Below are 21,193 nucleotides of genomic sequence, written 5' to 3'. Positions count from 1 at the left end.
GCCGGCGACCTGATGACCGAGATGACGCCACTCTCTGCCGTATCTCTGACGCGAGGCATCAGCGCATCGCGCCAATGGCGCGTGCTGCCGATGATCGAGATCGCAGTGCTGGTCATTGGCCTGCTGCTGCCGCTGGTGCTGCAGGATTATCTCACCGTCTATGCCACGCGCGTGCTGATCCTCTGTCTGTTCGCGCTGTCATTCGACCTGGTCTGGGGCTATGCCGGCATCATGAGTTTCGGCCAGGCCGTGTTTTTCGGCTCGGCCGGGTATGGCGTGGCGCTGCTGGCGCGCGATCTTGGCATTACGTCCATCCTGCTCGTGCTGCCCGCCGGCCTTCTGATCGGCTTCGCCTTTGCGCTGCTGCTCGGCGGCTTTCTGTTGCTTGGTCGCCATCCCGCCAGCGTCATCTTCGTCGCGCTGGGCACGCTGACCGGCTCCTATGCCTGCGATCGTCTGGCGCGGGGCTGGTACTATCTCGGCGGCCAGAACGGCATTCCCTCGATCCCGCCGATGACAATCGGCAGCTATGAGCTCACAGAGGGACCTGTCTATTACTACATGGCCATCGGCTTCCTGATCGTGGTCTATCTGCTCTGTCGTTTCCTGATGCGCTCGCAATTCGGCCTCGCGCTGGCTGGCCTGCGCGAAAACGAACAGCGCATCGCCTTCTTCGGCTACAAGGTGCAGCACCTCAAGGCGATCATCTTCTCGCTGAGCGGGGCTATCGCCGGGCTCGCCGGCAGTCTCTATGCGTTTCACGAAGGCTTCGTCTGGCCGAATATGCTGGGCGTGGTGATCTCAACCCAGGTCGTGCTGTATGTGTTGTTCGGCGGTTCTGGCACGCTGATCGGCGCCGTGATCGGCACGGTTGTCATTGAGGCCGTCAGCTTCTGGCTGTCGAACAGCTATCAGGACATCTGGCCGATCATTCTTGGCGTATTGCTGCTGCTGGTCATCCTGTTCCGGCCCGCAGGACTGGTCAGCCTGCTGTTGTCAGAGCGCGAGCGCGTCGGCAGCTTCGGCCGTCCGGGGAAGCGATAGTCATGGCGCTTCTGGAAGCAAAAGGCCTCATCAAGATATTCGGCAAGCTCACCGCGCTGAACGGTGCCGATCTCACCATCGCTGCCAATGAATTCCACGGACTGATAGGTCCCAATGGCTCCGGTAAGAGCACGCTGATGAAATGTATCGCCGGCGCCGAGACACCGACGCAGGGCACCGTCACTTTCGGCGGCCACGATATCACGCAGGCCTCGCCAGCGGAGCGCGCCCGTGCCGGCATGAGCCTGAAATTCCAGATCACCAGCGTGCTGCCGGCGCTCACGCTGTACGACAACATCCTGCTGGCGCTGCAGGCACAGACATCACTGCTCAATCTGGCGCTGTCACGCACCCGCGGCGTGCTGCATGACAAAGTCATGGCGATGCTCGAACAGTTTCGTCTCGTCGATCGCGCCCACGAGCCGGCATCCGCTCTGTCCCACGGCCAGCAGCAATGGCTCGAGATCGCCATGGCGCTGGCGCCCGAGCCGAAGCTCCTGCTGCTCGACGAGCCGACCGGCGGCATGAGCCTGGAAGAACGCCGCGTCACCGGCGAATTGCTGCAGCCGATCAAGGCGCGCTGTTCGCTCGTCATCGTCGAGCACGATCTCGATTTCATCCGCGATATCTGCGACCGCCTGACCGTGCTGGATCAGGGCCAGATCCTGCAGACCGGCACGGTGCAGCATGTGCAGTCGTGCCCCAAAGTTCAGGAGGTCTATCTCCGCCGTGCCTGACGATAAATTCCTCGATATCCAGTCGCTCGATGCCGGTTACGGCCGCAGCCAGGTGCTGTTCGGCGTTACGCTCAGCGTGCCGTGGCGCGGCGGCGTCGCCATTCTCGGTCGCAACGGTGCCGGCAAAACCACGCTGATGAAGGCTATTGTCGGTGAGTTGCCGGTGCTCGGCGGTGCGGTGAGCCTCGATGGCCGCGATGTCGGCAAACTGCCGACCGAGCAGCGCATCCGCCGCGGCGTCGGCTATGTCCCGCAGGAACATTCGGTGTTCGCGAAACTCTCGGTGCGGGACAATCTCGCCGTCGGCGCGCTGACCAATCGCGACAGCGGGGCAGTTAACCGCGTGCTAGAGATCTTCCCGAAGCTCGGCCAGCGGCTCGATCAGTTTGCCGGCACATTGTCCGGCGGTGAGCGCAAGATGCTGGCGATCGGGCGCGCCATGCTGTCCGATCCCAAAATCTTGCTGCTGGATGAGCCGACTGAGGGCGTTTGGATCGGTGTCATCGAGGAAATTACCGAGCGCCTGATCCTGCTGGCGAAGGACATCGCCGTCGTCATCGTCGAGCAGCATCTCGATCTCGCGCTTCGGGTCGCGAGCCGCGCTTACGTGCTGGATCGCGGCCGGGTTGCGCTGACAGGTTCGGCGCAGGAAATCCGCAACGATCCACGATTGGTGCAGTATTTGGCGCCTTAGAACCAAGCGAGATCGTTGGCACACGCCTTGCTTTAGAGTGAATAATTTCCGCTTTTGGCGTCTCGCGTATTGCGAAGGCCGGTACTGCGATCGGGATTTTAGCGCGCTGGAAGCGTCTTGGTTCCGATCTCAAACCGTGTGCAGGGCGCCTGGCAAGCTCGGCCATTTCGGCTGTACGGTGCGATGTGGACGTCCAGCCTTCCGTGCTGTTACTTGTCCGGTCGCATTCATCTCGATCGCTTGTCCGGGCCCCGTTTCGCATGCAGAATTCCACTGGCCAGAGGAGGCGGGTGTCGCTGGCGGGCATCCGTCTTGACCGGGCCTCTTCAGTGGCATTGCCCCAGCAGATCGCAGCGCAGATGCGCGACGGGATTCTGCACGGGACGCTGCCGGCGGGCACCCAGTTTCTCGGTTCGCGGGAGATTGCGCGCGAACTCGGGTGCTCGCGCATGGTGGTGCTGAGTGCCTGGGACATCCTCTACGCCGAAGGTTATCTGGAATCGATGCCGCGCGGCGGTGTCTCGGTCGCTGCAGTCAGCCGCAACGCGGCATCACCGGCGGGCGCGTCTGCGGATACGTCTCGTATCGCCGGTCCCATCTCTCAGCGCTGGAAGTCGCTGATTGGCTTCACCTACGAGACCAATTGGGCGTCCGATTTCAGCCCCGGTGCGCCCGATATCTCGACCTTTCCGTTCGGCGACTGGGCCCGGTTGCTGCGCCAGACGTCGCTGCAACCCGACAAGGAGGAATGTCTCGATTTGTCCCCCGCCGGGCTTCCCGAGCTTCGGCGCGAGATCGCGGATTTCCTCGGCGCGGTACGTGGTCTCGTCTGCACGCCTGAGCAGATCGTCGTGACCTCGGGTACTTCCAGCGCACTCGACCTGTGCAGCCGCATGATCCTCGATCATGGCGACGAAGTCTGGGTGGAGGAACCGGGCTTCGTGGAGGCGCAGTGGTCGCTGACGGCGGCGGGCGGTAAATTGGTGCCGATACCGGTGGACGACAAGGGGCTATGCGTCACCGAGGGCATTCGCCGCGCGCCGAATGCGAAGCTGATCGTGGTGACGCCGTCGCATCAATATCCGCTCGGCGTCAGCATGGGGCTGGAGCGGAGGCTGGAATTGCTTGACTGGGCCAATCGTAACGACGTCTGGATTGTCGAAGACGATTACAATTCCGAGTTCCGGCATCAGGACAGCATGATCGCGTCGCTGAAGTCGCTCGACCGCGAGCAGCGCGTGATCTATCTCGGCACCTTCTCCAAGATCATGATGCCCAGCTTGCGCTTAGGCTACATCGTCGCGCCGGAGCGCTTTGTCGAAATCTTCACCAAGGGCCGTGCGCGTATCGACGTGCACAGTTCCGGCATCGGCCAGCGCGCGCTCGCCGAATTCATGCGCGAGGGCCATCTGCTGCGCCATCTCCGTCGCATGCGAAAAGTTTATGCGGAGCGGCAGAAGGCCCTGATGGATGCGATCCGTCAGTATTTGCCTGATGATCTCACCGTCGCTCCCTGCGCAACCGGTCTTCATCTCGTCGCTCTGTTCACCGAGCGCCTGAAGGCGCGGATGAGCGATGTGGAGGCCGCCCGGCTGTTGAAGCAAGCGGGTCTCCACGTGCAGCCGCTATCGCAGAATCATCTGGAGACGCCGATCTATGCCGGCCTCGTATTAGGCTACGGCCGCCTCAAGCCCACCGATGCGACGCGTCTGATCGCGAAAATGGCGCAGGTTCTCGGTGTGGAGTCATCTGCAGCGAAAAAATAATCCGATCCGCCATATGCGTTTCCCGGCAATGGCCGCGCGCCTGCGAATTGATCAATCGTCGGCGGGGAGCTCCCGGCCGCCGCCAAGGCGCGATCTCGTCGAACCATCGACGGCGCGACCACTGCCGCACATCCTGCCCATTTGAGCGGATAGGCGCATCGATGAGATCGTTGCTGCATTCGCGTGCAGCGCTTGCACTGTAACAAAGCACCTTGGCGCCTCGCTCGCGCGTTACCCTGCGTCCGGCAATCTGGCCTAGTCGTTTCCAGTGAGTCTGGCTCTATCCGGATGCGCGTGACGCGCCAAGATTTGCAGAATGAGGTTCGACAAGGACGGTGGCAGATGATGGCTGATCGCGGGCGTTTGTTGAGATTGACGGGCAGCGTGCTGCTGATGGCGCTCACGCCAGCGGCGGCACAGGCGCAGACGCGGGCCGAGACGCTGCGTCAGGTGACTGGCAACAATATCCCGACGCTGGACCCGACCACCCCGGGTGCGACACGTGAGGCCTTTGGCGTCTCGACCAGCATCTATGACCGCCTTGTGGCCTTCGACCGCAAGCGCGACGAGAACGGCGTCTGGGTATTCGACCGCAGCAAGATCCGCGGCGAATTGGCCGAGAGCTATGAGGTCAGCCCGGACGGGCTGAAGATCACCTTCAAGCTGCGCGATACCAAGTGGCACGATGGCACGTCCGTCACCGCAGAAGACGTGAAATGGTCGCTCGATCGTGCCGTCACGGCCAAATCCATTGCCGCAGGGCAAATGGGCACGGGATCGCTGACCAAGGCCGAACAGTTCGCCATCGTCGATGAGCGCACCGTCACGGTGACGCTGCCCAAGGCGGATCGTCTGGCGCTGGCCAATCTCGCCACGCCGCTGGCGCTGATCTTCAACAGCAAGCTCGCGAAGCAGCATGCGACAGCCGAGGATCCCTGGGCTCAGGAATGGTTGAAGACCAACACCGCCGGCTCGGGCGCCTACACGGTCGAGATGTTCAAGCCGGGTGAACAGTTGATCCTGAAGCGCAACGACAACTGGAAGAGCGGCCGTGACGGCAAGCTGCCTTACTTCAAGCGCGTCATCGAACAGACCATCGGCGATCCCGCCACGCGAGCCAATCTGATCGAGAAGGGCGATGCCGACATCGCCATCGATCTGCAGGCCAGCGACGTACCGTCGCTGCAGCAGCGCGGTAAGGTCAAGGTGGAGTCGTCGCCGCAGACCAACGGCTTCACCATGATTGCCTTCAACACGCAGATGGCGCCGTTCGACAATCTCAAGGTCCGTCAGGCCATCGCCATGGCGCTGCCCTATAACGACATGTTCAGCGCAGCAATCTTCAAGCGTGGCCTTCCGCTGTTCGGTGCATCGTGGACGTCGCCGCCGAATGGCGACTTCCCGCAGCCGATGCCGGCGAAGACCGATATGGCCAAGGCCAAGCAGCTTCTGGCTGAAGCCGGTTTCGAGAAGGGCTTCAAGACCACTTTCAGCATCAATGTCGGCTCCGCCGCTGTCACCGAGCCGATGGCGGCGCTGCTGAAGGAGGCGCTGGCGAAGCTCAACATTGAGGTCGACGTGCAGAAGCTGCCGGACTCGCAGATGTCGACGCAGATCACCGAGAAGAAGCTGCCGTTCTTCACCGAAGGTTCCACCGCCTGGCTGCCGACCACCGATTACTTCTTCCGCAATTTCTTCACCGGTAACCAGCGCTGGAATTACAGCTCCTGGAATGACGAGCTGGTGGTGAAACTGGCCAATCAGGCTCGGTTCGAGCAGGATCAGGCCAAGTATGACGAGATGGGCAAGCAGATGATCGCGGAATACGTCAAGGAAATTCCGCTGGTGCTGTTGTGGCAGGCTAACCAGGACGCCGTGATGATCCCGCAACTCGATGGCTACACCTACTGGTTTCACCGCCAAGTCGACTTCCGCGATCTCGCCCGCAAGTAAGCGAAGACGAACGACCCGACGATGTAGCCCTTGTGCTGCAGCGCCGGCCCTGAACGAAAGCGGGACCAACGCGCGTGACGAATATCTGGGAAATCGGAACCGACATCGGTGGCACCTTCACCGATATCATCGCCATCCGGCGCGACACGTCAGAGACGCGGATCGCCAAAGTGCCGTCGCGCCCCCACGCGCCGGTGCAGGCAATGCTCGAAGCCATCGAGGCTGTCGGTCTGCGCAAGAGCGACGTGAAGCGCTTCATTCACGGCACCACCCGGATCACCAATGCGATTGTCGAAGAGCGCTTGCCGAAGATCGCGCTGATCGCGACGAAGGGGTTCGAGGACGTTCTTGAGATCGCGCGCTATCGTCGCCGCGATCTCTATCGCCTGGATATCGCGCCGAAGGCCAAGGCGCTGGTGCCGCGTGAATTATGTTTCGCGCTCGATGAGCGCCTCGATCACGAGGGCCAGGTGCTGAAGCCACTGGCCGAAGCCGAAATCGAGCGCCTGATCGCCTGGCTGAAGGAGACTGGCGTGGAAAGCGTCGCTGTCTCGCTGCTGCATGCCTATGCCAATCCCGTCCATGAACAGATGCTGGCCGAACGGTTGAAGGACATCGTGCCACATGTCTCGCTATCGCATGAGATCAATCCCGAGGCGCGCGAGTATGAGCGCACGTCGTCGACGGCGTTCAATGCAGCGGCGATGCCGATTGCGGTGGAATATCTGAGCGAGCTTGAAGAGCGCCTGCCCATCGGTGCGGGCCTGCAGGTGTTTCACTCCGCCGGTGCGATGATCCCGATCTCGGCCGTCAAGCGCCGTCCACTGGTGATGGCGATGTCCGGCCCGGCCGCCGGCGTTGCGGCCTCGGTCAGCATCGCGCGCCAGCTCAAGAAATCCCGCGTGCTCACTTTCGATATGGGCGGAACGACCACCGACGTCTGCCTGATCGTCGATGGCCAGGCGGAGATGGCCGACGGCAAGATGCTTGGCGATCGCCCGCTGCGTCAGCCGATGCTCGCGGTGCATTCCATTGGCGCCGGCGGTGGCTCCATCGTGCGCGCGGGCGCAGGCGGTCTGACCGTCGGGCCGGAAAGTGCCGGCTCCGAGCCAGGTCCGGCCTGCTATGGCCGTGGCGGCACCAAGCCGACCATCACCGATGCCAATGCGCTGCTCGGCTATCTCAACCCCGAAACCAAGCTAGGCGACCGCATCGGCATCGATGTTGATGCCGCAGCCCGTGTCATCGAGCCGATCGCGCAAGGACTTGGACTGAGCCTTACCGAAACCGCACTTGGCATCATCCGCGTCGCGAATGCCACCATGGCGCGCGCGTTGCGCCGCGTGACAGTGGAGCGCGGCATCGATGGCCGCGACTGCACGCTGCTAGCGTTTGGCGGTGGTGGCCCGATGCATGCGGCGGGTCTCGCCGAACTCTACGGGATCACAGAGATCGTGGTGCCCGCTGCGTCCAGCGCCTTTTCCGCGCTGGGATGTCTGACCGCCGATTTCAGCTTCCTGCAGCAGCAGACGTTGTGCGTTGCGCTGGACGGCATCGATCTGGCCAAGGTCACGCAGCGTATCGAAGCGCTGGTCGAGCAGACCCTCGTGCCTCTGCTCGCCAATGCGATCCCGCGCGACTCCATCCAGATCGAACTGGTCGCGCTGATGCGCTATGCCGCGCAGGCCGATGCGATCCCCGTGCCGTTCACGATGCCGCTCGATGTCGATAGACTGCGGCAGGACTTTCTCGTCAGGCATCGCGAGTTGTTCGGCTACGCGACCAGCGAGAGCTGCGTGATTGAATCCGTGCGTGCGCAGGCCCGCCAGCCCTCGACCACCGAAGTCAGCCGTCCAAAGACGGCGCTGCGCACCATGGCGACTCCCAGGCGCCGCTGTTCGTTCGATGGCGCACTGGATGTGATGACCGATGTGATCGATCGCAGCGCGATGACCGACACCATTATTGGCCCTGCGATCATCGAAGATGCCTGGTCCACCGTGGTGCTGCCGCCGCAATGGCAGGCGACGCCGGACAGCAACGGCAATCTTTATCTCGCGAAGGTGGCATCATGAAGCTCGACCCGTTTGCCGTCGAAGTGATCCGCCATGGCCTGTCGGCCGCAGCGGAAGAGATGAGTCTGGTGATGACACGCTCGGCGCGTTCACCGCTGTTGCGCGAGGCCGGCGATCTATCCTCGGCGATCACCGACGCGCAGGGCGAACTTGTCGGGCAGGGCCGTGACATCCCCGTGCATCTCGGCGCCATGGCCTATACGATCCGCGAATTGCTGAAAGTCGTGCCGGCTGCGACGCTGAGCGAAGGCGATGTGCTGATCTACAATCTGGGCGCGCTCGGCGGCAATCACCTCAACGACGTCAAGGTGGTGCGCCCGGTGTTCTTCGAGGGTGACATCGTTGCCTTCGCCGTCAGCCTCGCTCATTGGCCCGATATCGGTGGCTCATGGCCGGGCAGCTATCTCGCCAAGGCTATCGATACCTTCCAGGAAGCGCTGCGCATTCCACCGATCAAGATCGCCACCGCGGCGGGTGTCAGCGATGCCATCGTCCAGTTCCTCAAGGTCAATGTCCGCGATCCGGAATCCTGCGAGGGTGATTTGCTCGGCCAGATCGCCTGCACACTGGCCGGCGAAAAGCGCATCGTCGAATTGTGCAAGCAGCACGGCAAGGCAATGTTCGTGGCGGCGCTGTCGCGGCTGCACGATCTCTCCGAAGCCGAGATGCGCGAAGCCATTCTCGGGCTACCTGACGGCGTCTATGAAGGCGAGGATTTTCTCGACGACGGCGGCCCCAATGATGAGCCGGCTCGCATCCATGTCAAGATCACCATCAAGGGCGACGAAGCGACGTTCGATCTGTCCGGCAGTTGCGACCGGGTCTCGAATTTCTGTAACACCACGTCCTTCATCGCGAAATCCGCGGTGGCCTATAGCGCGCGCATCATGAGCGGGCGCGATATGCAGCAGAATGGCGGCGCGTTGCGTCCGCTCACCATCATCACTCGGCCGGGCTCGATCTTTGAACCCGGTCTCACCGCACCGGTGGCGGCAGGCAATCACGAGACGTCGCTGCGCATCGTCGATGCGATCTTCCTGGCCATGCAGGATGTGATACCGGAGCGGCTGTCGTCGGGCGGCGCCACCACGTCCGGCATGCTCTCTTTCGCCGAGCCGCGGCAGGATGGCTCCTGGAAGATGCTGTACGAGGTCCATGCCGGCGGCGAGGGTGCGCGGCACAATCGCGCCGGCTGCGCCGCAACCCGCGTGCACCTGACCAACACCTCCAACACGCCGGCCGAGGCCATCGAGGCCAACTACAATATTCGCGTCGAGCAGCAGGCGATCCGCTGGGGCTCCGGCGGGGCAGGCGCCTATCCGGGCGGTGACGGTGTCGTGCGCAGCTACCGGATTCTCGCACCCAGCATGCATCTGACCAGTTGTGTCGAGCGCAAGATTATTCCCCCGTTTGGCTTGAAGGGCGGTGCACCCGGTAAGACCGCACGCCTCACGCTCACGCGCGGCGACGAGGTGATCGATGTCGAGGGCAAGTCGAACCTCGTGCTGCAACGGGACGATGTCATCACCATCGAGATGTGCGGCGGCGGCGGCTATGGCCGCGCGTGATGCACCTCCGCAAGGACAAAAAGGATAATCGATGAGCAGACTTTTGCGGACGGGCCTCAATGCCGGCGATAGCGCACCCCTGACCGTGGTTGGCGGCGAAGGCGTGTATTTCCATCTGCAGGATGGGCGTCGCCTGATCGACGGCAGCAACACCGGCGGCGGGCTCGGCCATCGCCACCCGAAAATGGTGGAAGCCATTCGTGCAGCCGCGGATACGCCGGTCGTCAACGAAGGCTGGACCTGGATCGGCCGCGAGAAAGCCGCCGATGATCTGATCGGCACCGCCTTTGCGGGCGAAGAGGATTGGGTCGGCGGGGTACGCTTCTGCATCAGCGGCAGCGAGGCCAACGACATGGCGTTATCGCTGTGTCAGGCGCTGTCGCAGAAGACGGCATTGGCGACGCGCGAGCGCGCCTATCATGGCCTCGTCGGTCTGTCGCGCAGCATGACCGTGCAGCCGCACTGGCATGGTGGGCTTGCCGTGCAGGCCGGCGGTTCGCGTCTGCCGGCCCCGATGGCGCCGGTGAAGATCCTGCCTGCACCTGACGGGGCGATCTATGGCGCGCCGCTGAGCAACCAGCCAGTCAAGGACGTGCTCGCCGATGCTGGCACTATTCTGGCGGATACGGCGGCGACCATCATCGACTACACGCAGGGCGGCAATTACTACGACGGCGACTATCAGGACGAAGTCGCCGATCACGCCGCGAAAGCAAATTCGATCTGGATTGCCGACGAAGTCGTCACGGGCGCCGGACGCTCCGGCCGCTGGTTCGCTTTCCAGGGTGCGCAGAGCCGTCCGGATATCGTGACCATGGGCAAGTCGCTTGGCGGCGGGGCTGCGGCGGTCGCGGCCGTGGTCGTGTCCAAGAAGATCGTCGAGCAGCTCAAGGGATCGAGCTGGCAGAATTACGGCACGCTGCGCGGCCATCCGATCAGCATGGCCGCCATCAGTGCCTATCTCAATGTGGTGACGGAAGAGGATATTCTGGCGCGCGTGCGCGCCATGGAAGTGTTCTTCACCAAGCGCCTGCTCGAAATTGCCCGTAACCATCCGAGCGTCAGTCGCGTTGCCGGCCAGGGCCTGCACTGGACCGTCGAGTTGCACGGGCCCGACTGGCGTTCATGGGCCGCCGACACCATGGAAAATCCGATCGCCTCGCGTGTTGCCGCGCGGGCGATGGAAGCCGGAGCCGTGATCGGCACCAGCGGCGAGCAGACCTCACTGTTCCTGGCGCCGCCGCTGATCATCAGCGAGCAGGACGCCGAGCGGCTGCTCGCAGCGCTGGACCACGGACTCGAACTTGCCGACCAAGAACATGCGCGGGCCAGTGGCCTCAACTGAAAAACGACAACAGAGAATTACCGATGCAAGACGAACAGGACATCCGCGCTGTCATCGCTGGCTATTTCGAAGCGTTGTATCACGGCGATGTCGCAGGCTTCCGCAAGGTACTCCATCCCCAGGTGCGGCTGTTTTCGGCCACCGACGGTACGCTCGTCAATCTCGATCTCGAAACCTATATGGGCATGGTTGCCGCGCGGCCGTCATCGGCGTCGCGGGGCGACCTGCGCGAGGACGAGATTGTGAGCGTGTCTGTGGCATCGCCCACTACTGCCCACGCCCGCGTCAAGGACATGTATCTGCCAAAGCGCTTCGTCAACGAACTCTCCTTCATCAAGATCGATGGCCGCTGGCAGATCATTGCCAAGGTCTGGCACTTCTTCGCCTGAATAATTGCGGAAATGTACCTGTCAGGAGGCTTGCCGTGAGTGCTGTCTCTCCGTTCTGGCCGCCCGGCGAACCGCACACGCTGCCGTTGCCCGAGGGCGTCCTCTACGACGCGCTGGTGCGGGCGGCGACGGCGAGGCCGGATCATCCGGCCACGCTGTTCTACGGCGGAGTTCTCACTTACGCGGAATTATTACGGCAGGTCGATGCACTCGCCGGCTATCTGCAGAATGCCTGCGGCGTGAAGCGCGGCGACCGCGTCATGGTCGCGCTGCAGAATTCGCCGCAATATGTGATCTCGTACTACGCCGTCATGCGGGCCGACGCGGTCGTGGTGCCGATCAACCCGATGAACAAGACAGCCGAACTCGACTACATGGCGTCCGACAGCGGCGCGAGTGTGGCGATCATCGGCAGCGATCTCGTCGATGTTTTTGCACCGCTGCTTGGCAACGCCATCAACAGCATCATTGTCGCGCACTATCGCGACTATGTGCCCGAGACATCGTCTTACACGCTGCCAGCCTGCGTGACGCAAAACGGATCGTGCCCCACGGCGCCGGGTTGGCGCGCCTGGGACTATGTCATCGCGCGTAACGAGACGCCGTCGCCGATGACCGTGACGCCAGCCGATCTCTGCCTGTTCCCTTACACATCCGGCACCACGGGCAAGCCGAAGGCCTGCATGCATCTGCACTCGAGCGTGCTGTTCACAGCGGTGTTGCAAGCGCGCTGGTACCGGCTCGGTGGCGATGACGTGCTGACTGGCGTGCAGCCGTTCTTTCATGTGGCGGGCATGCAGGGCTCGATGAATGCAGCGATCTCGGTCGGCGCGACGCTGATGCTGTTGGCGCGCTGGGATAAAGACCTGATCCCGCTATTGTTCGAGGCACATGGCGTGACCTTCTGGAACGCGGCGCCGACCATGATCGTCGACGTGCTCTCCAGCCTGACATTCCGTGAAGAATGTTTTGCAAAGCTCAAGGTCATCACCGGAGGTGGCGCGGCGATGCCGGTGGCGGTGGCCGAGCAGCTGAAGACCCGCTTTAGCCTCGAATTCGTCGAAGGCTACGGCATGACCGAGACCATGTCGCCGACCCACATCAATCCGATGGAAGCGCCGAGGCGGCAGTGCCTTGGCATCCCGGTGCATCAGACGGATGCGCGGATCATCGACCCGGAGACCTTGGTCGAGCTCGGCATTGGCGAGACCGGCGAGATCGTGGTCAACGGCCCGCAGGTGCTGCAGAACTACTGGAATAAGCCTGAGGCTAATGTGACCTCGTTCGTCACCCTTGAGGGCGGGCGCTTCCTGCGCACCGGCGATCTCGGCTATCGCGATCGCGACGGCTATTTCTTTGCTGTCGATCGGCTGAAGCGGATGATCAATGTGTCAGGCTTCAAGGTGTGGCCGGCGGAAGTCGAGTCCATCATGTATGGCCATCCCGCCATCAAGGAGTGCTGCATCATCTCGACGCCGGACAGCTATCGCGGCGAGTCGGTGAAGGCGCTGGTGGTGCTGCATGATGCGGCCAAAGCGTCGACAACGGCGGACGACATCATCGGCTGGGCGCGTGGGGCCATGGCCAACTACAAGACGCCACGCTCGGTGGTGCTGGTCGATAGCCTGCCGCGCTCGGAAAGCAACAAGATCAGCTGGCGGTCGCTGCAGGAAGCGGAATGGACATGACGACAGCAACCTCGCCAGCGGCGGGGCTTGGTCCCGAAGGACAGTTCTGGGCCCATCTGCGCGCCGGCAGACTGATGATCCAGCGTTCGCGCACGACCGGCGAATATGTGTTCTATCCGCGCCTGATCGCGCCCCGCAGCGGCGCAGACGATCTCGAATTCGTCGAAGTCAGTGGCTTCGGCACGGTCTATTCGACCACCATCATGCGGCGGCCCGCGAAGCACGGCGGCGACCACAATGCGTGCGTCGTCGAGCTCGACGAGGGCGTTCGCATGCTTAGCCGCGTTATCGCGTGCGCGCCGGATGAGGTTCATATCGGCATGCGCCTGCAGGCGGTGATCGCGCCGGTGGATTTCGGCACCTATGCCAATAGCGAGCAGCCCATCGTGCTGTTTCGTCCCGTGGGAGCCGCGTCATGACCGCATCTTCGTTGCGTGGCAAGAGCGCCGTCGTCGGTATCGGCACCTACGGCCTCAGCCGTGCGCCCGGTCTGTCCTCGATGGATCTGATGGCCGGCGCCACCGCGCGCGCAGTCGCCGATGCGGGTCTGCAGTTGAAGGACATCGACGGCATCTGCGGCGGCACGCTGTATCACATGTTCCCGACGCTCTCGATGGGTGAGTATCTCGGCATCCGTCCGAAATGGGCGTGTTCGGACATGACCGGCGGCTCGTCCTTCCTGTCGCATCTCCTGCAGGCGACCATGGCCATCGAGGCAGGGCTCTGCACCACGGTGCTGATCGCTTATGGATCCAATCTCAAAGGGGCCGGCACCTTCGGCATCCACGAACTGCCGACCTTCGAGAAAGTCTACGGCCTGATGTCGCCGCTGCCGGGGTACGCTATGTGTGCCGCGCGGCACATGTATGAATACGGCACCACGCGCGCGCAGATGGCGGAAGTTGCCGTGGCCGCGCGGCAATGGGCGCAACTGCATCCCGATGCAACGATGAAAGCACCGCTGACCATCGACGACGTGCTGGCATCGCCACTGGTGGCTGATCCGCTCTCGCGGCTAGATTGCTGTCTGATGAGCGATGGCGGTGCGGCGGTCATCGTCACCAGTCCCGATCGTGCGAAAGCGCTGAAGCACAGGCCGGTCTATTTCCTCGGCGGCGCCGGGGCGAGCTGGAGCCGCGAGGTCTCGCAGATCCCGGATTTCTGTACGACGCCGACGGCGGAATGCGCGCCGCGCGCGTTCGAGATGGCGGGCATCACCACGGCTGACGTAGATGTGTTGCAGCTCTACGACGCCTTCACCATCAATGTCATCATGTTCCTGGAAGACATGAGATTCTGCAAGAAAGGCGAGGGCGGCGCGTTTGTCTCCGGTGGTCGGATCGCGCCGGGTGGTGCTCTGCCGGTCAATACCAATGGCGGTGGATTGTCGTTTGCACATCCGGGCATGTATGGGCTGTTCACGCTGATCGAAGCGACGGAGCAATTGCGCGGCAATGCCGGCGCACGGCAGATCGCGGATGCCGAGATCGCGATCGCTCATGGCAATGGTTGCACCTTCTCGCATGAATTTACGGCCGTGCTTGGCGGCGCCAACACGCTGTAATGACAGATCTGTTGATGTCCACACTTTGTGGATAATGGGCGATCATGTGTGACCACACGCGGTGTTGCCGATAGTGCCCTTAGTTCTTCCTATCGATCGTGAAGTCGAAATTACAGCCTTCATCGGCTTGCGTCGCCGTCTGGCGAAACAGGTACACGAGGCGTTCAAACGGGCCGAGGCATCGCGTGTTTAGCCGTTATGGAATTGACGAAAAAGCGCCCTCGCGGGCGCTCTTTTTTGGCTCAATCCGAGAACGTTCTGACAACAGTTTTCCGGAATGGGCAGGGGAGCACTTTCCAGAATGGAATGGTTCTAAAACTTATGTAGTTGATTTTATTGTTGAATTTGGCTGGGGCGGGAGGATTCGAACCTCCGCATGGGGGAATCAAAATCCCCTGCCTTACCACTTGGCGACGCCCCAAAGGCCAAGGCGGTAAAGGGCGGGCTAGGCCCGCGGATCGCTTTGGCTCCGCCGGTCTATAGAGAGAGCTCCGCAATTTCAACCACCTGACAGCGGTGTTCCCCGCTTCTGGAAGCGACTGACTTTTGTGCAATTGGGGTGTCGGCGTCTGCCGGCGCGCGTGAACCCCTGACGCACTGAATTTTCCGATTTTCGCGGTCGCATATTGGGCGATAGGGCCTGTGAGCTGGCGCGAAGCGAAGTTCCCAAAGCCTGTCCGCGGGCGCTGGCACTCGCCCAACACGCCATGGAATGTGTTCGGAACGACCGTTCTAGAGTTGTATATGCGGGATGTGCTTGAGCGAGACCTCGTCCATGGCCTCGCCATACCCCGCATCCGCGTAGCGGATGACGCCGAGGCCGGTGTCGTTGTCGAGGCTCATGGCGAGGCGTTCTGCCGCGGCGGCCGTGCCGTCGGCGATCAGGGTGACCCCGGCGCTGGTCATGTAGCCGGCATAGCCGCCGCCGCCGGAATGAACGGCGACGAGATCGGCCTGGGACGAACACAATGCCATGGCGTCGAGCAGTGGCCAGTCAGCGATGGCATCTGAACCGTCACGCATGTTCTCGGTCATGATGTTTGGATGCGCCATGCCGGCGGCGTCGAGATGATCGCGCGAGAAGGCGACCGGTCCCTTGAGCGTGCCATTGGCGACGAGTTCATTGACGCCCAGCGCCAATTCGCTGCGCTCGCCATGACCGAGCCAGGCAATGCGCGCCGGCAAGCCTTCGAAAGGCACGTATTGGCGCGCGAGCTTGATCCAGTTCGAGACGATCTGGTTGTCGCCGAACAGGCTCAGGACGAGATCGTCGATGGCACGGATATCGTCGGGATCGCCCGACAGCACCATCCAGCGGAACGGACCGATGGCGCGCGCAAATAGTGGGCGCAGATAGGCTTCCGTGAAAATGGGGATATCAAAGGCATTCGCGACGCCGCCTTCCTTGGCGTGGGTGCGAATGAGGTTGCCATTGTCGAACACTTCCGCGCCGCGCGACTGGAACGTCAGCATGGCCCGCACATGGTCGACAATCGACGCGCGGCTCTCCGCCATCAACCGTTCTGGCGCGGTCTTGCGCATGATGCGCGCTTCCTCGAGCGAGCGCGTGCGCGGTACGTAACCATAGACCAGATCGTGGGCCGCGGTCTGGTCGGTCACCACATCGGGAACGATGCCGCGCTGCGCGATTTCCGGATAGATATCGGCGGCATTGCCGACGAGGCCGACCGACAACGCGCGACGCTCGGCCTTTGCAGTGCCGATCATCTCCAGTGCGGAATCGAGATCGGGGGCGATCACTTCGAGATAACCGATCTCTTTGCGCTTGCGCGCCCGTTCCGGATCGATGTCAACGGTGAGGATCGCCGCACCGGCCATGCGGCCTGCCAGCGGCTGCGAGCCGCCCATGCCGCCGAGCCCAGCGGTAAGGATAAAGCGCCCGGTGAGTGTGCCGCCAAAGCGGCGCTCGGCAATGCGCATGAAGATCTCGTAGGTGCCCTGAATGACACCTTGCGAGCCGATATACTGCCAGGCGCCGGCCGTGAGTCCGCCCCAGCAGATCAGACCCTTGCGTTCGAGTTCGTAGAAGATCTCGGCCTTGGCCCATTGTCCCACGATGTTGCAATTCGCCATGATGACGAGCGGCGCCTTGTTATGGGTGCGCAGCAGGCCGACCGGTTTGCCGGACTGGATGACCAGCGTCTGGTCCTCCTCCATGGTCATCAGCGCCTGCACGATGGCCTTGTGTGCGGGCCAGTTACGGGCCGCGCGCCCCAGGGCCGCATAGACGACGAGGTTCGACGGATCCTCACCGACCGCGAGCACGTTTTCCAGAAGGCGCAACAGACCTTCCTGTCGCCAGCCCTTGGCGCGCAGCTTTGGGCCGCCAGGAATCGGAAAATCGGGGTGCCGTGGATTCGCTGATGTCATGACGGACTCCTGTCGTGTCTCAGGCCAGTGCGTAGCGTGCGATCTCTATGCCCATGGCGCGTTCGACGGAGGGATAGACCGCCGGATCCTTGACGCTGGAGGCAAGCGGAATGATCGTCTTCGGCACATGGAACAGATGCATGTTCATGCCGACTTCGAGATGGCCGACGCTCATGGGTTCAGCCTCGTCGGACAGTGTGGCGATGATGTCCGGGAAGGTCGCGAGACGATTGCCCGATGCATCGACGATGGCCATATATTCGTTCATCACATGCAGCGTGATGGCGCGGTCGCCTTCGCCGATGGTCAGGGTGCCGATGTCAAAGGCTTCCGGTGTGTAGACCACATTTTTTGCGGTGATCTTGCCGCTGCCGAGGATGGAGCCGCCGGTGTCCTTGCAGATCGCGTCGATCACGGCAGACGGGCCTTTGGGCTCGGCCGCGAGAATGGCTTCGCCGAGGCGTAGTGCTAGCGAGATGCCGCCGAGAGCAGCGTTGTCGCGCACATAGGAGGCGCGGACCGGGTTGCGGCAGGAGGCAATGAAACCGCCGGACATGTCGCCGGCCGTACGCAGGATCGGCGACACCTTGGCGGTAGCGCCGCGCACGGTGAGTTCGATATAGCGGTTCTCGGCGCGGTTGCCGCCGGCTGCGGTCTGGATCATCGGCTCGGGTGAGCCGGCAAGGCCGATCGATCCCATGTCGCCGGTCGGATGTGCGCGCATGTCGCCGACGGCATCGACCACCTTAGTGCCGAGCAGGGCCGATGGTAGCCACGCATTCATGGTGGACGACTTGCCATTCTGGCCGATGATGAGGCCTTTCAGCGGTTCACCCAGCGCGTCCTGTAGCAGTTGCACCGCACGAACGTAATCCTTGCCCTGCATCTCCCAGGCGGTGGTCGACGCCGGCGCGCCGATCGCAGCGGCAGTGGCCACCCAGTCGTCGTCGTTGAGTTCGTCGATCGACACGAGTTCGGGCTTGCCGACGAGAATGGCGGCGCGGCCGAGCATGCGCCCGTGATCCGCCCAGCCGCCGCCACCGGCAGCGTAGACACCGCCGCCGCGCACGGCGGCTTCAATATCGCGTTCGGTCAGAATACGTCCCATCGGAATGTCTCCTCGGCAGATGTTCTTGTGTTCGATACGTGGTCGGTGATCGGAACGGCGGGCGTCACGCCACCGGCAGTCGTTCCGAGAGAAGCAGCGGTGGCCGCACGAATTGTCCGCTGCCAGGTTCGGCGAGAACCTTGCTGCCGTCGAAGGCGAGCTGGCCGCGCACGTAGGTCGCAGCCACGGTCCACGGCAGCGTGATGCCGTTATAGGGCGACCAGCCGACCACGTTGTTGCCGCTTGCCGCGCCGTCATAGACGATGGGCTTATCCACCAGCACGGTGATGTCGGCGTCGAGGCCGGGCGCCAGCGCGCCCTTGCGATCGTCGATGCGGAAGTGCCGCGCTGGATTAAACGACATCAGCTTCGCGGCATGGGTCAGCGGCAGCTTGCGTTCGACGAGGCCCTTTACCAGCAGCGGCACCATGGCTTCGAGGCCGGGGACGCCGGACGCGTTGGCGAGCATGTCCGGATTGATCTTGCGATCTTCCGACCAGCTGACGTGATCGGTCGAGACCAGCGAGACGCGTCCGGCTGCAAGCTCTGCCCACAGCGCTTCGACATCGGCACGCGGGCGCACCGGCGGATTGATCTTGGCCTTGCCGCCGAGGCGGGAGACGTCGTTCTCCTCGTCGAGCACGAGATAGTGGATGCAGCATTCCACCGTGGCGTGATGACCCTCGGATCGATACCACGCCGCAATGTCATAACCGCGTGCGACAGAACAATGCACCACATGGGCGGGACAACCGGTCTCGGCGCCGGTCTCATAGATCTGCAGCATCGCCAGGATTTCGGCGAGCGGCGGGCGCGACATGGCATGCGCGCGCCAGTCGGTGACGCCCTTGGCCTTCACCTTGGCGACGGCATCGCGGATGAATTCGTCGTCCTCGTTGTGGACGCCGGCTGCGAGGCCGGTCGGCGCAATGGCGGCGAAACAATCGGCGAGCAGCGGCGCGGGGATGCGCGGAAAGCGCTTGGGGTCAGTGCCGAAGGTGGAGAACTTGAAGGCGGCGACGCCGGCCTTCGCCTGTTCGGCGATGCGTGCCGGACCCTCCTCGGGATCGATGGTGCCATAGAGTGCGAAGTCGACGCGCGCCTGCTTGCTGGCATGGGCAATCTTGCGCTCGACTGCAGCAGCCGAGCAGACCAGATCGCACTCGTCATAGGGCATGTCGACAATGGTGGTCACGCCGCCGGCTGCGGCGGAGCGTGTCGACCAGACGAAGTCTTCCTGATTACGCTGGGACAGCGAGTGGACCTGTGCGTCGATGGCGCCCGGCAGGATCATGCCTGACTTGAAATCCTGCCGCTCGCGCGCGGCCGGCGGCGTACCTTCACCGACGGCGCCGACGCGCCCGTCGCGGACCGCGACCCAGCCGTTCTCGATGATGCTGTTGTGACCGATCACCTTGCCGGTGAGAACCAGATCGAAATCCATGTGCAACTCCACATTCGCCGCCGGCGAGCCGGCTTGTCGTGATGGCCCTGCCGGACCGTATGTTCTAGAGCCTGTGTTCCAGCCGCGCGATCAGGCGCACGACCGGCAACAGCAGGAGCAGATAGATGATCGCCGCGAGGATCAGCGGCGATGAGTTGTAGGTGAGCGAGCGCGCCAGATTGGCAGAATGCAGCAGCTCAGGGACCGAGATGACGCTGGCGAGAGTCGTGAGCTTCACCAGCTCGACCGTATTGGACAACAGATCCGGCAAAACGTTCCGGATCGCCTGTGGCAGCGTCACGTAAAGCAATGTCTGTGTGGCGGAGAGTCCGGTCGACCGCGCGGCCTCGCGCTGGCCCTTCGGCACGCTAACCATGCCGGCGCGATAGATCTCGCCGTAGTAACTTGCCGAATTGATCAGGAAGGCAACGGCGACCGCGACCAGCGCCGGTGCGCGCAGTCCGATGAAGGGCAGACCTGCATAGACGAAGACCAGCAGGACCAGCGGCGGAAAGGCTCGGAAGAAGTCGACGGCGGCGATCGCCGGCCAGCGCAAAACGCGATAGGGGCTGGTGGTCAGCAACATCACGAGGATGCCGCTGACCAGGCCGATCGGGATCAGGAACGAACACAGCAGCAGCGTCTGCAACAGTCCCTGCAGCAGGAACGGTGCAACCTTCGCCATGACGTCGAGATTGAAGAATTCCTGGGTGAACTGCTCCATCAGTGCTCACCCCACCGATAGTTGCGTTCAAGTGTACGGGAGGCGATCACCAGTGGAATGAAGACCAGCACGTAAAGTAGCGCGCCCATGGTCAGCGGCGTCGCATTGGCGGACATCGACAGCGCGGAATTGGCGCGGCCAAGAATCTCGTTGACACCGATGGCGCTGCCAAGCGCGAGGTTCTTGGTGATGGAGATCGCGCGGTTGGTGAGCGGCGGAATGCCGAGGCGGACCGCCTGCGGCAGGATCACATAGCGCAGCGTCTGAGCGAAGGTGAGCCCTGTTGAGCGCGCGGCCAGCCATTGGCCCTTGGGTACCGAGGTGATGCCGGCCCAGAAGATCTCTTCGGCAAAGGCCGCAAGCACCGCGCCGAGGGACATCCACAGCACGATGAGGCTGGGCAGCACGATGCCGATACTGGGAAATCCGAAGAACAGGACCAGGATGATCGCCAATGGCGGCAGCGAGCGGAAGATATCGACGAACACGATGATGAGGAAATTGACGGGCTTCCAGCCGATCGCCCGGAGCGCCGCGAGGCCGAATCCGGCGCCGATGCCGGTGATAACCACGGCGAGGCCGGCAAGAATGGTGACGCCCGCGCCCTGCAAAATCTCCCAGCCGTACTTCATCGCGATATCCGCATTGAAGAAGGTGAAGACGAAGCGGTCCCAGTTGCTCATCGCGTCGGCGGCGGTCATGA

The 21,193-nt window shown here is 62.8% G+C and carries 17 protein-coding genes and 1 tRNA gene; 12 read left to right on the top strand and 6 right to left on the bottom strand.

The features are described 5' to 3' along the window. Positions 1-21: 21 nt before the first annotated feature. The 12 genes from AB8B20_RS14285 (at position 22) to AB8B20_RS14230 (ending at position 14,823) form a co-directional block, all read left to right on the top strand. Positions 22-1,044: a branched-chain amino acid ABC transporter permease gene (locus AB8B20_RS14285; RefSeq protein WP_309943903.1), complete on the top strand. Its 1,023-nt coding sequence runs from the start codon at positions 22-24 to the stop codon at positions 1,042-1,044. 2 nt (positions 1,045-1,046) lie between these two features. Continuing rightward, the gene (locus tag AB8B20_RS14280) at positions 1,047-1,781 is read left to right on the top strand and encodes an ABC transporter ATP-binding protein (RefSeq protein WP_439074908.1); all 735 of its coding nucleotides are present in this window, start codon (positions 1,047-1,049) and stop codon (positions 1,779-1,781) included. After that, positions 1,774-2,475, top strand: a complete 702-nt coding sequence (locus tag AB8B20_RS14275; protein WP_441253327.1) for an ABC transporter ATP-binding protein — start codon at positions 1,774-1,776, stop codon at positions 2,473-2,475. Before AB8B20_RS14280 ends, AB8B20_RS14275 begins: the two co-directional genes overlap by 8 nt. A gap of 260 nt (positions 2,476-2,735) precedes the next feature. Next, a complete protein-coding gene (gene pdxR, locus AB8B20_RS14270; protein WP_439074911.1) occupies positions 2,736-4,241 on the top strand; it encodes a MocR-like pyridoxine biosynthesis transcription factor PdxR in 1,506 nt (501 codons plus the stop codon). Positions 4,242-4,586: 345 nt separating this feature from the next. After that, positions 4,587-6,194, top strand: a complete 1,608-nt coding sequence (locus AB8B20_RS14265) for an ABC transporter substrate-binding protein (protein ID WP_439075066.1) — start codon at positions 4,587-4,589, stop codon at positions 6,192-6,194. 74 nt (positions 6,195-6,268) lie between these two features. Continuing rightward, positions 6,269-8,269: a hydantoinase/oxoprolinase family protein gene (locus tag AB8B20_RS14260; RefSeq protein ID WP_439074912.1), complete on the top strand. Its 2,001-nt coding sequence runs from the start codon at positions 6,269-6,271 to the stop codon at positions 8,267-8,269. Beyond that, positions 8,266-9,837, top strand: coding sequence for a hydantoinase B/oxoprolinase family protein (locus AB8B20_RS14255; RefSeq protein ID WP_439074914.1), 1,572 nt, complete (start codon positions 8,266-8,268; stop codon positions 9,835-9,837). Before AB8B20_RS14260 ends, AB8B20_RS14255 begins: the two co-directional genes overlap by 4 nt. A 31-nt stretch (positions 9,838-9,868) precedes the next feature. Beyond that, the gene (locus AB8B20_RS14250) at positions 9,869-11,182 is read left to right on the top strand and encodes an aminotransferase class III-fold pyridoxal phosphate-dependent enzyme (RefSeq protein ID WP_439074915.1); all 1,314 of its coding nucleotides are present in this window, start codon (positions 9,869-9,871) and stop codon (positions 11,180-11,182) included. Positions 11,183-11,205: 23 nt separating this feature from the next. Next, positions 11,206-11,571 (top strand): nuclear transport factor 2 family protein, encoded by a 366-nt coding sequence (locus AB8B20_RS14245; protein WP_439074916.1) that lies wholly within the window; start codon positions 11,206-11,208, stop codon positions 11,569-11,571. Between the two features lie 35 nt (positions 11,572-11,606). Continuing rightward, the gene (locus tag AB8B20_RS14240; RefSeq protein ID WP_439074918.1) at positions 11,607-13,259 is read left to right on the top strand and encodes a long-chain-fatty-acid--CoA ligase; all 1,653 of its coding nucleotides are present in this window, start codon (positions 11,607-11,609) and stop codon (positions 13,257-13,259) included. Beyond that, positions 13,256-13,678, top strand: coding sequence for a Zn-ribbon domain-containing OB-fold protein (locus AB8B20_RS14235; RefSeq protein ID WP_439074920.1), 423 nt, complete (start codon positions 13,256-13,258; stop codon positions 13,676-13,678). Before AB8B20_RS14240 ends, AB8B20_RS14235 begins: the two co-directional genes overlap by 4 nt. Further along, entirely contained in the window at positions 13,675-14,823 is a 1,149-nt protein-coding gene (locus AB8B20_RS14230; protein WP_439074921.1) for an acetyl-CoA acetyltransferase, read from the top strand. The genes AB8B20_RS14235 and AB8B20_RS14230 overlap by 4 nt, the downstream gene beginning before the upstream one ends. A gap of 346 nt (positions 14,824-15,169) precedes the next feature. Here the strand turns inward: AB8B20_RS14230 and AB8B20_RS14225 are convergent. The 6 genes from AB8B20_RS14225 to AB8B20_RS14200 form a co-directional block, all read right to left on the bottom strand. Continuing rightward, positions 15,170-15,244 (bottom strand) — tRNA-Gln (locus AB8B20_RS14225). Between the two features lie 311 nt (positions 15,245-15,555). Next, the gene (locus AB8B20_RS14220) at positions 15,556-17,214 is read right to left on the bottom strand and encodes a urocanate hydratase (RefSeq protein ID WP_439074923.1); all 1,659 of its coding nucleotides are present in this window, start codon (positions 17,212-17,214) and stop codon (positions 15,556-15,558) included. A 19-nt stretch (positions 17,215-17,233) separates the two neighbouring features. Continuing rightward, on the bottom strand, positions 17,234-18,322 hold the full coding sequence (locus AB8B20_RS14215) for a DUF917 domain-containing protein (RefSeq protein ID WP_439074924.1): 1,089 nt from the start codon (positions 18,320-18,322) through the stop codon (positions 17,234-17,236). 64 nt (positions 18,323-18,386) lie between these two features. Beyond that, positions 18,387-19,766: a dihydroorotase gene (locus tag AB8B20_RS14210; RefSeq protein ID WP_439074925.1), complete on the bottom strand. Its 1,380-nt coding sequence runs from the start codon at positions 19,764-19,766 to the stop codon at positions 18,387-18,389. Positions 19,767-19,830: 64 nt separating this feature from the next. After that, a complete protein-coding gene (locus AB8B20_RS14205; RefSeq protein WP_439074926.1) occupies positions 19,831-20,490 on the bottom strand; it encodes an amino acid ABC transporter permease in 660 nt (219 codons plus the stop codon). Then, positions 20,490-21,191: an amino acid ABC transporter permease gene (locus AB8B20_RS14200; RefSeq protein ID WP_439074927.1), complete on the bottom strand. Its 702-nt coding sequence runs from the start codon at positions 21,189-21,191 to the stop codon at positions 20,490-20,492. Before AB8B20_RS14200 ends, AB8B20_RS14205 begins: the two co-directional genes overlap by 1 nt. Positions 21,192-21,193: the final 2 nt, after the last annotated feature.

This window comes from Tardiphaga sp. 866_E4_N1_4 (genome assembly GCF_052076075.1).
GTDB lineage: Bacteria > Pseudomonadota > Alphaproteobacteria > Rhizobiales > Xanthobacteraceae > Tardiphaga > Tardiphaga robiniae.
Note: the sequence above shows the minus strand (reverse complement) of the source record. Positions and strands in the feature narration are given on the sequence as shown.